Source organism: Lentisphaera profundi, from assembly GCF_028728065.1.
GTDB classification, from domain to species: domain Bacteria; phylum Verrucomicrobiota; class Lentisphaeria; order Lentisphaerales; family Lentisphaeraceae; genus Lentisphaera; species Lentisphaera profundi.
Genome location: NZ_CP117812.1, coordinates 1,178,982 through 1,194,213, shown reverse-complemented (window position 1 = coordinate 1,194,213; position 15,232 = coordinate 1,178,982). Strand labels below are relative to the sequence as shown.

At 41.6% G+C, this 15,232-nt stretch carries 8 protein-coding genes; all 8 read left to right on the top strand.

Translation table 11 applies throughout. The features are described from left to right. Positions 1-55: 55 nt before the first annotated feature. The 8 genes from PQO03_RS16195 (at position 56) to PQO03_RS16160 (ending at position 15,231) form a co-directional block, all read left to right on the top strand. Positions 56-3,772 carry a 3-keto-alpha-glucoside-1,2-lyase-like domain-containing protein gene (locus tag PQO03_RS16195; protein ID WP_274154236.1) on the top strand — a complete coding sequence of 1,239 codons (3,717 nt, stop codon included), beginning with the start codon at positions 56-58 and terminating at the stop codon, positions 3,770-3,772. Between the two features lie 241 nt (positions 3,773-4,013). Then, positions 4,014-5,105: an alkaline phosphatase D family protein gene (locus PQO03_RS16190; protein ID WP_274154235.1), complete on the top strand. Its 1,092-nt coding sequence runs from the start codon at positions 4,014-4,016 to the stop codon at positions 5,103-5,105. 256 nt (positions 5,106-5,361) lie between these two features. Continuing rightward, the gene (locus tag PQO03_RS16185) at positions 5,362-8,553 is read left to right on the top strand and encodes a DUF1553 domain-containing protein (RefSeq protein ID WP_274154234.1); all 3,192 of its coding nucleotides are present in this window, start codon (positions 5,362-5,364) and stop codon (positions 8,551-8,553) included. Between the two features lie 17 nt (positions 8,554-8,570). Continuing rightward, complete coding sequence (locus PQO03_RS16180) at positions 8,571-9,980, top strand: DUF1501 domain-containing protein (protein ID WP_274154233.1); 1,410 nt, start codon at positions 8,571-8,573, stop codon at positions 9,978-9,980. 206 nt (positions 9,981-10,186) lie between these two features. Beyond that, on the top strand, positions 10,187-10,978 hold the full coding sequence (locus tag PQO03_RS16175) for a sugar phosphate isomerase/epimerase family protein (RefSeq protein ID WP_274154232.1): 792 nt from the start codon (positions 10,187-10,189) through the stop codon (positions 10,976-10,978). A gap of 221 nt (positions 10,979-11,199) precedes the next feature. Continuing rightward, entirely contained in the window at positions 11,200-11,805 is a 606-nt protein-coding gene (locus PQO03_RS16170) for an RNA polymerase sigma factor (RefSeq protein ID WP_274154231.1), read from the top strand. 1 nt (position 11,806) lies between these two features. Then, entirely contained in the window at positions 11,807-13,873 is a 2,067-nt protein-coding gene (locus PQO03_RS16165) for a serine/threonine-protein kinase (RefSeq protein ID WP_274154230.1), read from the top strand. Between the two features lie 134 nt (positions 13,874-14,007). Then, complete coding sequence (locus tag PQO03_RS16160; RefSeq protein WP_274154229.1) at positions 14,008-15,231, top strand: c-type cytochrome; 1,224 nt, start codon at positions 14,008-14,010, stop codon at positions 15,229-15,231. The last annotated feature ends 1 nt before the right edge of the window (position 15,232 follow it).

Here is a 15,232-nt window from a genome sequence, read left to right as displayed (position 1 = left end):
TACTAATTTTACTTAAGCTCTTATAGTTCACACATAATTTTAAAAGGGACACCATATGATTTTTAGATCTATCACACTCTGCATGCTTTTCATGCTGACCCAAAACCAAAGTTTTGCCGCAAAGAAACAAAGTCTTTTTAACGGTAAAGATCTTAGCTCATGGAAAGGAGACCTCTCCTATTGGTCAGTTAAAGATGGCGTGATTTTTGGCCAATCAACGAAAGAGCACCCCACAGGAGGAAACTTTTTAGTTTGGGATGGCGAAGTTGCTGATTTTGAAATTGTACTAAAAGCTCGTGTCCGTGGCAATAATTCTGGACTTCAGTATAGAAGTAAACTAGCTAACCCCACACGTTTCACTGTTAATGGCTACCAAGCGGATATCATTCACGCCAATCATCTCTTCGGGATGATGTACCACCAAGGCGAAGGTCGTGGCATTGTCGCACAACGTTTTCAGCAAGTTGAAGTTGATGCGAGTGGCAAGAAGAAAGTTATTCGTGAATTTGGCGATAAAAGTATCAAATGGGATGCGAATCAATGGAACGAAATTCGCGTAGTTGCTGTTGGTAATCGTATTATTCACCAAGTCAATGGTATAACCACTAGCGATGTCACTGATAATCACCCCAAAGCTGCTCGCAAGGGCATTCTCGCTCTCCAGCTTCACGGCGGAGCTCCCATGACGGCAGAATTTAAAGATATTGAACTTCGCCAAGTTTCTGGCCAAGAAGCTAAAAACTTACTCAAAAGAACTCTCGCAGAAAAAGAACGTGATCAACACAAGAAAGTTTACTCATTTTCTAAAACAAGTGATACCCCCAATTTCAAAGCAAACAAGGAAGCTCAATGGATCTGGAAAAAAGGTAAAACTGATGATGAAGCACTTTACTTAATCAAAAATTTCTCAAGTAAAGGCAAAGTTGCCAGCGCCCATATTTTCAGTACTTGCGATAATGAAATGAAACTTTGGCTCAATGGTGATCTCCTCTCTGATAGCAAGGCCTGGGAAAAAGCTTTTAAATCTGGTGACTTATCTAAAAAGATTAAAAAGGGAAATAATCTGATCGCCATCGAAGCCAAAAATGCCGGCGGCCATGCCGCCTTCATCTTTAAAATCATCCTTAAAATGGAAGATGGCAGCACAGCAGAAGTCGTCAGTGATACTAGCTGGAAAGCCAGTGAAAAACTGCAGAACAAATGGAATACTCAGGCATCTATTTCTAATCAGTGGTCCGATGAACTCTTTTCAGTCGGTGGCTTAGGAATCAGCCCTTGGGGTGACTTCGGTTTAAAAGCACAAGATTCCAAAGCTGGCAACACTTCAGCTTTAGAGGGTTTTAAACTTCAAGAAATTTACAAATTCCCAAAAGAATACGGCTCACAAGTCGCTATGGCCGTGGATGATAAAGGTCGCTTATTTGTTTCTGGTCAGAAAGAGATGGGACTCTACCGTTTGAACCTTAATCATGACAGCGAACAGATTACTATTGAAAAAATGCCCCTAAAGCTCAAGGGGACCCGCGGTATGAAATGGCATAATGATTCACTCTACTACTACTATAAAAACGGTGGTCTCATGCGTTTAACTGATAGCGATGGCGATGATGCCCTTGATACCAGTGAACTCTTCCCTACTGCCTTCAATGGTTCTGAGCACGGAAGCCACAGTGTGGTTTTGGCTCAAGATAAGAAAGATTTCTATTTGGTAGGTGGTAACCACACGCCAAAACCTAAAAAAGAAATTGTCTCGCTCTCTCGTGTGCAATCATGGGACGAAGACCATTTACTCGAACGTGAATGGGATGGCAATAACCATGCCAGAGGGGTCTATGCTCCCGGTGGCCATGTAACTCGCTACAATCCCGACACCAAGAAAAATGAAATCTTTGCTATTGGCTTCCGTAATCAATTTGACGTGGCCTATAATATCTTTGGCGACCTCTTCACTTATGATGCCGACATGGAGTGGGACATGGGAACTCCTTGGTACCGCCCAACAAGAATTAATTTTGTCGCCAGTGGTGCTGATTACGGCTGGAGGTCTGGTTCAGGTAAATGGCCAGCCTATTACGAAGATAGCTTACCTTCCATCTTAGATATTGGCCCTGGTTCTCCCACTGGCATGGTTTCTGGCTTAGGAGCAAAGTTCCCTGCTAAATATCAAAAAGCAGTTTATGCTTTTGACTGGACTTACGGAACGATTCACGCTTTGCACATCAATGCCGATGGAGCCGGTTATAAAGCCGAAAAAGAAAGTTTTGCTTATGGCGAACCCATGCCCTTAACTGATGGACTCATTGGTCTAGATGGTGCGATGTATTTCGTAACAGGTGGTCGTGGTACTGATTCCAGGTTATATCGCCTCACATACGAAGGCACTGAATCAACTGCAGCACTATCTCCAAAGGATTTTAAACTTCCAAAAATGCACCAAATACGCCGTCAGCTCGAAGCTTACCATGGCGTCGCCAATCCAAAAGCAGTAGCCGAGGCATGGCCACATTTATCGAGTTCAGATCGTTGGTTGCGCCACGCGGCAAGAGTCGCCATTGAATCTCAGCCTGTAGATCAGTGGGCCCACAAAGTTTTTGAAAGCAAAGATGCACAAGCTAAAATCACTGCTGCTGTTGCCTTAGCTCGCATGGGAACAAAAGCCTATCAAGAAAAAATCATTGCCAGCTTATTAGAAATTGATTTCGATAGCTTAAAACCTCATGAAAAATTAGGTCTATTACGTGCTTATACTCTCACTTTCATCCGCTTAGGTGAACCCAGTACTAAGGATCGCAACTTAGTCATTGCACAATTGGATCCAAAATTCCCTGCACACGAAGATGATTTAAATACTGAACTCCTACGTGTTTTAGTGTACTTGAAAGCTCCTGGTATCATTGCAAAGGGCATGGCACTAATTGAGAAGCCTTCACCAAAGAATCTACCACAATGGCAGAATGAGATTATTAGTAGAAACAAAGGCTATGCTCGTTCAATCAACAAATTGATCAACGATTATCCTCCTGTTCAAAAACTTGGCTATGCTTTTATTTTACGTAACCTCAAAACGGGCTGGACTCTGGATCAACGCAGAACATATGTTTCCTTTTTAAATTCTGCTGCGAAGCACCCAGGTGGAAATAGCTATGCTAAATTTTTAGTTAATATCCGCGGACAAGTCCTCACTCAATTGAGTAGCGAAGACCGCATGGCTCTAAAAGATATTACTGGTGAAGAATTTGGCTCTAAGCCAAAATTCAAAATCACCGCTCCTAAGGGACCAGGGAAAATGTGGACTGTGCAAGAGGCGAGTCGTTTCACTCACCGCGGTGCACTTAAAAAAGCTGATTTAAAAAATGGACGTAACCTTTTCCATGCGGCTGCTTGTGCGAGCTGTCACCGTTTCGATGGCTTGGGTGGAGATATCGGACCTGACTTAAGTATGGTGAGAACAAAATTTGATGATCGTTATTTGCTCGAATCTATCATTGAGCCTAGTAAGAATGTTTCGGATCAATACAGCTCTAAGATCATTACTCTCAAAGATAAAACTCAGATCAATGGCCTAGTGATGCCACGCGAGGAGTATTACGATGTTTATCCAACGACTAAAAGTAACAAAGAAGTTAAGCCTCGTCAAATTCCTTTTGATGATGTGGAAAAAATCGAAGACTATCCTATTTCACAAATGCCTCCTATGTTAATTAATTCGATGAATGCTGATGAAGTTCGCGACCTCATTGCCTACCTACTCTCAACTGGAGTCAAAGAATAAGTATCATTAATTTTTACACTTAGACCATTTAAATCCTGCCAATCTTTGGCAGGATTTTATTTTTGGGTATGTCTAACTGTAAAACCTCATAAATACTTTTCTCGGGCAAGCTTTCTTAGACATTAGTTGTCTTAATTTTTCAAATGGACTCATAAAAACGGTAGCACTTAGTCATTTAGTGTGTTTCTTAGTAAGTAAGTTATAAAAAAGTATATCTTCATCTAAATATAAAGGATAATAAATGCGTCTTCAAAAACAGCTTATTAAATTAATCCCCTGTCTACTATTGCTTGGCTGCTCATCAGCTGATGCCCAGTTTAATTCTGATGTTCACTACGAGAAATCCGTCACAAAAATAGCTTTTGGCTCTTGCCATAGGCCAGCGAGAAAGGTAAGCTCAAAAACTGCAAGTCCCGCTATTTTTGATGCTATCATAAAAAAGCAGCCTGATGTCTTTATCTTCCTCGGTGACAACATTTATGGCGATACTGAAGACATGGCGCTGCTCAAGAAAAAATGGGGCCAACTTGAAGCTATCAAGGGATTTCGCACACTGCGTGATAACACCACAATGCTCGCCACTTGGGATGATCATGATTTCGGTGTCAACGATGGTGGAAATACCTACCCCAAGCGCAAAGAATCCGAAGAGATATTTCTCGACTTTTTCAAGGACCCGGCTGATTCACCGCGCCGCCAACGTCCTGGTATCTACGGCTCCTACACTTTCGGAGCACTAGGACAGCGTTGCCAGGTACTTATGCTCGATACCCGTTACTTCCGTGATCCACTGCCCAGAGCCAAAAAAAAGAAAGCTTCTAAAGATTATGTTGGTTGGTACACACCTACAAAAGACACCAGCAAGACCCTGCTAGGTGACGCCCAATGGAAATGGCTGGAAGAGCAACTTCAGGTTCCTGCCGATGTGAGAATTATCGCCAGTAGTATTCAGACTCTTTCTTTTGAAAAAGGCATGGAGAATTGGGGCAATGTACCTCATGAACAGCAACGCCTTTTTGACCTGCTGAAGAAACATAATACTCAACACACTTTTGCCATTTCGGGAGATGTTCATTTTAGTGAATTATCCAAAAGCGATATTGGTGGTTACCCCTTCTATGACCTCACAAGCAGTGGCATGACTCATGCTTCTGAAAAATGGTCCAAGGCAAAAAATTCATTTCGCGTCGGCAAAGCTTCCTTTGAGAAAAATGCCGGTATGATAGAAATTGACTGGACAAAAAAATCCATCAAACTTGAGGCTTTTAATGAAAAAGGTCAGCCACTCATTCAGCATTTGATTCCATTTAAAGAATTAACTTTCAAGAAATAAATAACTCTGCTCGTGGTTCCCATACCACGAGCATCAATATTTTATAAGCTCCTCGATTAGCACGACTTAGTGTCGCGGTCAAACAAGTCAAAAGTCACCTTGTTTATGAGTGAATTTACGAAATTTTTCGTACTTAATTATATTTCTTGTTCTCTAGCCTAAGAATTTTTTGTTTTTTTACTCATAAAGCTATTATACTTGTAACAGTAAGTCATTTCATATGTTTAATAGAGTAAGAAAATAAAAGGTTCTATTCATGTTTAAAACAAAAATTTCCCTGCTTAGCTTGTCTCTTATCGTAGGTGCTAGCTGCGCACTGATGACTGATAAAAAAGTCGAAGTTGAAAAAGTCAGCTTCAACAAAGACATACGCCCCATTTTATCCGATAGGTGCTTCCATTGTCACGGCCCCGATGAAGAAGAACGCAAAGGCGACTTACGCCTCGACATCCCCGATGGTCCTGAGGGCGCTTTTAGAGTTCATGATGGTATTGCGTCTATCATTGCAGGCAATGCTGAGGAAAGTGAACTTTACTATCGCATCAGTACTGATGATAGCGATGACATCATGCCTCCGAAGAAATCTCATAAAATTCCTCTAACAAAAGAAGAAATCGACCTCTTTAAACGCTGGATTAATGAAGGTGCCACTTGGTCAAAGCACTGGGCCTTTGAACCCATCACAAAACCTCTTGTCCCTAAAGTTAAAAAATCTCAAACGAATAACCCGATTGATAACTTTATTGTCGCTACACTGAATGAGAAAGACTTAAAGCCTAGCCCTGAAGCCCCCAAACATAAAATCATTCGTCGCTTAAGCTATGACCTCAATGGCCTGCCCCCAAGTCCAAAAGAAATCGATCAATTTGTCAATGATAGCTCAAATAATGCCTACGAAAAACTCGTCGATCGCATTCTTGCTAAGCCTGCCTACGGCGAACGCATGGCGCTTCCCTGGCTCGACATGGCCCGCTATGGTGATTCTTCGGTGTACCATGCCGATGGTCCGCGCACGATGTGGCCTTGGCGCGACTGGGTAATAGATGCTTACAATAGTAACAAACCCTTCGATCAATTCACGCTAGAGCAAATTGCAGGGGACCATATCCCCAATGCCACCACCGACCAAAAAGTCGCTACCGCCTTTTTACGAAATAATGGTACTACTGACGAAGGCGGCGCTTTCTTCGAAGAATATCGCGTTGAATACACCGTTGATCGCCTCAGTACTGTTTCCAAAGTTTGGTTGGGGCTCACTACTGAATGTGCCCAATGCCACGACCATAAATACGATCCTATTTCACAAAAAGAATTCTACGAAATGTACGCCTTTTTTAATATCTCAGCTGACAAGGGCATGCAAACTCGACGAGGTAATGCCGTTCCGATTATCAAAATTGGGGATAATAAGTATCAGCAGAAAATGATTACTCAGCTAGAGGTTCAACTTGCTAATGCCGATGACAATATTCAAAAATTTCATCAACAACACGTGACGGCGTTCAATCAATGGCAGGCTCAGAAATCACAAAAACTTAAAGCTATCCCTACAGGTCTAAAACATTTCTTTCCGCTCAGATCTAAAGAAGAAGCCTATGATTTTGCTCAAGATGATTATCTGCAAGCACCAAAAACCCTCAATATTAATGTGGTTAATGGCATCGACGAAAAGATCGATGAAAAAACAAAGAAACCCATTGCAAAAACAAAGGCGATCATCGTCCGTCATGGTATCTATGATAGCATCCCTAAACTCTTTGATTCAGATAGTGCTTTCTCATTATCCTTCCATTTGAAATATGCGCCACAGAAAGAGAAGCATACCATTGTCAGCCAAGCACAACAGCACAATGCTCAAGGTATGGAAATCTATATCAAAGATCACAAGCTCGGTTTTAGCTATATCAGACATCACGGCAAGGAACATATCTTTGTTGATGCAGAGCAAGAACTCGAACACAAGAAATGGCAACACATCACAGTGACTTACGATGGTAGCCAAAAAGCTGCTGGAGTAAAAATGTACCTCAATGGAAACTTGCTCCCGCAGAAAGCTCTTCATGATAAGTTCCCTAGCAAGTTCGTCAATAATCAGACTTTTATGATTGGCAGAAGAGATGCAGGGAAAAATACTAATAACCCCATCACCCTCCTCCAAATTTACGACCGCGTTCTTGAAGGCAATGAGATTAGCGCTGTTAGCCAACTTAAATACGATGACCTCGCTTTCACTAAGAATGCCAATAATAACTTTGAGATGAATTTAAAGAAAGCTTTCTATGCCGAAAAGAAACTTAAGTTCAAGCCCGTAATTGCTGCTAGACACGGCTATATCAAGCCTCTTAATGATTTCAAAAACCTCAATGTCATGGTGATGGAAGATGAAAAAACTCCTAAAAAGACTTATATCCTCAATCGCGGTGCTTATGATCAACCCTTGAAAGATCTTGAAATCCACGCCAATACCCCAAAAGTTCTTCCTCCAATGAAAGCTGAGGCTCCAAAAAATCGACTTGGGCTTGCACAATGGATCGTTGATAAAGAGAATCCTTTGACCGCTCGCGTTACGGTAAATCGCTACTGGATGATGCTATTTGGTCACGGTTTAGTAAGTACGCCTTCGGATTTTGGTAATCAAGGTGCTTGGCCGACTCACCCTCAACTCCTAGACTGGTTAGCTAGTGATTTTCGGGATAATAATTGGGATGTAAAACGTACCCTCAAACAAATTGTCATGTCCAAGACCTATCGTCAAGACTCGAAAATCTCAGCTGAATTACTGACAATTGATAAACCCAATAAACTTTATGCACGAGGTCCACGATTCCGTCTTAAGGGCGAGCACATTCGTGATAGTGCCCTGTACATGGCTGATTTGCTGAGTTCGCAAATTGGTGGTGAGTCCGTTAAGCCATTCCAACCACCAGGCTTGTGGAATGAAGTTTCTTTATCAGGAGCTACATTTGTCCAAGATAAGGGCGAAAAAAACTACCGTAAAAGTATGTATACCTACTACAAACGTTCATCTCCTGTTCCCAACATGACAACTTTTGATGCTCCTAGCCGGGAAAAATGCACCATAGAGCGTTCACGTACAAATACACCTCTGCAGGCACTGATCACTTTAAACGATCCCATTTTTGTCGAATCGGCACGCTTTTTTGCTGAGCGGATTATTAAGGAGGGTGGCCCTAGTCTCTCCGATAAAATTGATTATGCTTTTAAAGTCGCAGTCGCTCACCCCCCAAAACCTGAGCTCAAGACTAAACTGAAAGAATTTTACTTAAGACGTCATGCCGACTTCGAAAAGTCTCCGGAAAATAGTAAAATGTTACTGGAAATTGGCGATACAAAACGCAATGAGTCTCTGGATCTAAGCGAGCATGCAAGCTGGACCTTAGTGGCACAATTGATCATGAACTTAGACGAAACCCTGAATAAAGAGTAAACACTATGAATCATAAAATGAATAGACGAGACGTCCTGAAAAGTGGCTTAGGTTTAGGGACGATGGCCTTGACTGGTCTTCAAAACAATGTGTTCGCCAATAACGGTGGCATAAGTCACGATTTTAAACTTCCTGGCCTTCCAAAAGCTAAACGTGTAATTTACCTCTTTATGGCGGGTGGCCCCTCACATATTGATACTTTTGATTTCCATCCCGAAATGCGCAAATTACACGGAACTGAATTACCTGATTCCATTCGCAATGGCCAACGTATCACCGGGATGACCAGCGGACAAAAATCTTTCCCCTGCGTAGCTCCTATGCACCAATTTCATAAGCATGGTGAAATGCAAACTTGGGTCAGTGAGTACCTTCCTCATACGGCAAAAATGGTCGATAAACTCAGCATTATCAAAACTATGAATACTGAAGCGGTGAATCACGATCCCGCCATTACCTATATCAATACGGGAAATCAAATCGTTGGCCACCCAAGCTTAGGCTCATGGCTCAGTTATGGTATTGGTAGCCAAAACCAAAACCTACCCTCTTATGTAACCATGATTTCCCGCGGATCCGGCAATGGCCAGGCACTCTATTCTCGGCTATGGGGCAGTGGCAACCTGCCCTCCAAGCATGCCGGAGTTAAACTGCGTAGTGGTAAAGAAGCTGTTTTATATTTGGATAATCCAAAGGGAGTCACACGTTCTTCTCGACGTGATTTACTCAATACCCTAGGAGATTTTAACCGTAGTCATTATAAAGATATTCGCGATCCTGAAATTGATGCACGCATTGCCCAATACGAAATGGCCTACCGCATGCAAAGTGAAGTTCCCGATACGCTTGATATGACTAAAGAATCCAAAGCGACTCTCGATCTCTATGGCCCCGATGTGCTCAAGCCCGGTACCTTTGCCAACAATTGTATCAAGGCACGTAAACTCAGTGAAAATGGTGTCCGTTTCATCCAACTCTTCCACCGTAATTGGGATCATCACAGCAGCTTACCAAAACATATGCCGAAGCAATGTAATATGATTGATCAACCCTCAATGGGGCTATTAAAAGACCTAGAGAGTCGTGGTCTACTCGATGACACTCTCGTGATTTGGGGTGGTGAATTCGGCCGTACTATTTACTCTCAGGGCAAATTGACAAAAACAGATCATGGCCGTGACCATCATGGCCGTTGCTTCACTTACTGGATGGCCGGTGGTGGCGTCAAACAAGGTTATGAGCATGGTGTGACCGATGAATATGCCTACAATATCTTGGATAAACCTGTTCATATCAATGATTTTAACGCGACTGTGTTGCACCTACTCGGTATTAACCACGAAAAATTCTCAGTTAAACACCAAGGCTTGGACCTTCGCTTAACTGGTGTAGAACCTCGCAAAGTCATTCACGATATCATTGCCTAAAATTTTAAGGACAAAATACCTATTCATCATTAAATGTATGGAGAGCTTAAGCAAAATAAGTGAATATGCTCTAGGAATTGATCTACACAATTATGCTGATGAGGACTCACGGTACTACGCACAAGACAGAGAACTTACCCTGGGGGTGATAACTTTTTACCTGTGCGCAAGTACCTCTCCTTAATAACTCATCCGGAAGCTAAATTATGAAACAAGCTCTTATTTACCTAATACTACTCTGTCTATCTTCATCCGCTGAAGAGAATACCCAAACTCCATTTTTTGCTTTTTTAAACGGTATCCCCTCTTTCAGTTCTTTTGATGAAGAGGCTAAAGTACTTAAAGAACTAGGTTATGATGGCATTAGTCAAATTTTTGGTGGCGGCGACGCGCTAACTCAGCGTATGGCCGCTTATGAAAAAGTGGGGCTCAAGGTCCTGAGTATCTATCGTAGTGCCAATGTTAAAGCGATTGCTCCCGCCGCATTAAAAGCTTTAGAAAATCGTGGCTGTATCATTGAATTAACTGTTCCAAAAATCACTCCCGAAATTATTGCCTCGATTCGCCAGACGACTGAGAATGCATCCAAAATGAATATCCGCGTCGCACTCTACCCTCACGCCGGATTCGCCGTTGCTACTATACCACAAGCCATGGAACTTATAAACCAAGTGAATCACCCTAATCTTGGCATCATGTTCAACCTCTGTCATTTCCTCAAAAATGAAAAAGCCGAAGATCTAGAAAAGACTTTAGCACTATGTGCTCCACAGCTCTTTGCAGTGAGTACCTCCGGCGCTGATATTGACGGGAAAAATTGGCCCACTTTAATTCAAACACTCGATAAGGGAACATTCCCTCAAGAACGTCTCTTTCGGGTTCTAAAAAAATTAAACTTTGAAGGCCCAGTCAGTCTACAAGGCTACGGTATAAAGGGCAACAAACTCGATAACATCACAAGATCTATTAGAGCTTGGAAAGCTCTGAAAATTAAGTAGCTATGTACAGGCATCAGCTTCCTTTTTACAAAAGTAGGCATCAGTCTATAACTGAAGATAAGGCTAGACCACGCTGATTGAGAACTCATTCAGCGATTCATCTTAAAGTCTATTAATTGCCTTTGAAAGCTTTACGCTAAAGGCTTTGGAGGCTAAAATAATTCAATCCCATATTCCGAGCCTTACTTTAGTCAACACTTTAATTAAGCCTTTATTTAAGTATGAACGAATTCAAAAACACGCGTTACACATTGCTTCGTAAGCTGCAGTCAGAGCACAATGAAAAAAACTGGGAAGAGTTTGTGACTTACTACAGCCCCTACATTTTTGTGATCATTAGGCGCTTTAATGTAGGATCTCAGGATTCTGAAGAATTGATGCAGGACGTACTTGTAAAGATATGGAAAAATATCGGCAAGTTTGATCCCGAAGAATACAAATGCCGCTTTCGCACTTGGCTCGGGGTTATGATTCGCAACACCGTCTTTAATTTTTTTAAAAGCAAGGCCTCAAAAAACTCTCGTATGAATGTGAGTTACCAGGAGATCATGGGCAAACTCGAATTAATTACCGAAGCCGAAATCGATGTCATCTCTGAACGTGAATGGAAAAATCACATTGCTCAATTGGCTTGGACTAAGCTAAAAAATGATTTTTCTGAGCAAACACAAAAGGTCTTTGAGCAATCAATCAAAGTAGATATAAGCAATGCGGAACTCGCAAAGAAATTCGCTATTTCAGAAAGTTCTGTAAGAGTTTTTAAAATGCGTGTTCGCAAAGCGATGCACAAAGAAATCATTCGCCTCAATTCCGAATTGGAAAGCTAAGGTGGCCCCCGAAGACAATTTTGCTGATGGTCTTGGGGATATATTCGACGAGGCCTATAATAATAGCGAGACCCATTTAACGGAATCGCTCAAATCTGAAGAAGATATATACTCAGATTTTAGTCTCTATAGCGAAGGAGGATTAAAACGCATTGAACTTTGCTATAATCGCAAAACGAATCGTAAGGTCGCCATGGCAACTCTAAAAGATTCAACTGATCCACAAAAAATCGAAGTCTTTTTACGAGAAGCCAAACTCAATGCAGCCCTCCAGCATCCCAATATTGTTCCTGTCTACAATATTGGTTTAGACCAGGAAAAGCCTTGGTTCACGATGAAATTCATTGCGGGTCAATCATTGAAAGAGATCATTAGTGAATTACACGCTGGTGAAAAAAATGAATACGCGGATCTCAATACGCGTCTCGATATATTCCTGAAAGTTTGCGATGCGATTGCCTACGCTCATTCACTAGGGGTTATACACCTGGATATAAAACCCGATAACATTCGCATCAGTAAATATGGCGACGTGGTGGTTTGCGACTGGGGTTTAGCCGATGTCGAAGCCTCAAATTGCGATGAATTATTGCTCGAATACTGCTCCGTTCTTGATCACGACATAGAGAACCACACACTGATAGGCACGGTCAAAGGGTCTCCTGGCTACATGGCTCCCGAGCAGACCACCAAACTCAAAATGCGCAAAGGCTGCCATACCGATATTTTTTCTCTTGGTTGCCTGCTTTATAGCTTACTGACTTACGAGAAGCCTTTCGATGCCGCTTCGATTGAAGAACTTTTAGAAAAGACTGCCAAATGCAATTTCCCTAAACCCTCAAGTATCAAACGTGACCTCCCCTTCTCACTTGAAGCCGTTTGTTTAAAAGCCATGTCTTTAGAACCAACAGATCGTTACTTAAGTGTAGAAAACCTCCAAAAAGATATCTTTGCTTACCGCAATGGTTTTGCCACCAATGCAGAAGAAGCTTCCTTTGTGAAAGGTTTAAAACTACTCATCATGCGCCATAAATCCTTAAGCATTGCCGCGGTATTAACTCTTACTTTAGTTCTCATTTTAACTTCCGTTTTTATTAATAACCTCGAGCTCTCTAAAACCAATGCCGAGCAACTTAGCGAAAAACTTCTCTTAGAGAAAGATTTCCATGAACAAATGGGAGTCGACTCCGCCCCCTTATTTCTACAAAGGGCTTTGGATACTTATGTAATCTGTAGTTTCGATGAGAGTTTGCGCTTTGTCAATAATGCAGTCAGCAGGGATGATACTATTTTAGAGGCATGGTTACTCAAGGGTAAAACTCATTTTATTCGCGAAGAATTCACGGCGGCCTACGATGCCTTTATCATGGGAGGACTAACGAAGGCTAATAAGCTTGTGAAACTCACTGAGAAATATAAGAAGATTAAATTAGAGGATCATTCACCCTTGAGTATAAAGCTCTACTTAGAGCTGCTTGCTGATCTACGTCCCTTACAAAATGGGGATATATTTGGTAAAGTAATTCACTACAAGGCTTTTGGAAATTTATCCCTAGATGATCGTATCGCCTTTTGTACAGGCGTTATTAAACTGATACACGGTCCAAGTACAACAAGGAAATTTGTCTTTAATTTTGATAAAGAGACTAAACATCTTGACCTCTCTAATAACCCTTGGTTACGAGACAGCAATTGCCTACAGAATTTCCCGGCTCATAGTGTAGACCTCACAGCTACTCCCATCACCAATTTCATTGGTTTAAGAGGCCAGCCACTTAAGAGCCTAAATATTAGTCACACAAAAATTATTGAAATGCACTCCTTAACTAACAAAGAAATCAAAAATCTCAATATCTCTAATAATGGCATCTATAACATTACCCCTATAAATAACTTCCCCATCGAAGTTATTCATATTCAAAATACTCCGATTAGTAATTGCCATGATTTAACTAAGCTAAGCCAATTAAAAGAACTTCATCTACACCATGGCCAGTTATCAAAATCAGAGCTCGATAAGCTCTCCCCGCAAATCAAAATCGTTTATCATCCAAAAAATCAGTTGTAATGATTAAACTGTAAGAAAAACGATATAAGCTTAGAGTTTGTGTAACACGCCACCTTTATATCTTGTATATCATATTAAATCGATGAGTCCCAAGGGTACTCATTTTACATTTTATTTTAAATAAAGGAATTTGAATGAATAGAAAATTTATTGCAGGCCTAGGACTTTTTAGTCTCTTGAGTACACCTCTTGCCGCCGACTCCGTACAGGAAGGCGAAAAAATTTATAATCAGATCTGTCACACTTGCCATGCCCCCGATATGAAGGGTGGAATTGGCCCCAGTTTAATCGATGACTTTTGGAAACATGGCGATAGCCCAGAAGCTATTTTCAATACTATCAAAGAAGGTATCCCCAACTCTGAGATGGTTCCCTATAAACACCTCTTCAAAGATGATCAAATCAGCGCTGTTCGCGATTATATCATGTCCAAACAAGTCGGCATGCGCTCACTCGTCCTCTCCACTTATCCGCGAAATCACTTTAAGGATAAGGATCTTTCCCTTGAAGCACTCAAGACGGTAGAATCTATCGAGCAAAAAAACGTCAAAGAGAACCTCATCTTTTTTAAAAATAATTACAATGGCACTTCCCACCTAGAGACCAATTTACATGTTCCCGAGGATGGTGAATATCAAATCAAAATCAATAATATCGGCCGCACGGTGGCCTACCTCAATGGTGAAAAAATATTTGCTCAAGACGACAAGAAGAAACCGAGTCAGAGTCTTAATAAAAGTACTCACCTTAAGAAGGGCGTACACAAGCTAGATATCATACATGATGAACGCCCCCAACACGCTCTTAGATTTCATGCCGTCTTACTTATCAAGGGTAAAAGTCACGTGGGTCTAATGGGGAAAAGTCTCGAGGGCTCTGAGCCAAAAGTTGTTCGTGCTTCAGGCGAAGCCAAAGTCCTGCGCAAATATATCCATGGAATATCTCCCCGCACCCTACTCTGCCTCTTACCCAATAAAGTCATGGTTGCCTACAATCCCTACCAAGGTAAAGTCGAAGCCGTTTGGAAGAATGCCCTACTCGATCAGACCCCTTCACTTAATTCGCGTAGTGCCAATGCCTCTACTATCAAAGGTGATAAAGTCGAAGCTGAACTATTGGGAATTAGAGCTTCAAGTCCGATAAAATTACTTTCATATCGTTATGACGCTGACAAAGTTAAAATCACTACCTCGATCAGTGGGAAACAACACAAAATCATCATTGCTCCTGTGGGTGCTGATGCTTATTCCATCGAGGGAAAAAGCAAAGAAGACATAAGCGACTTCTCCATCGACCTCAGTAAAAGTGATGCGGATCCCAACTCACATAACAGCAACTTTAAATTCATTTTTAAATAGG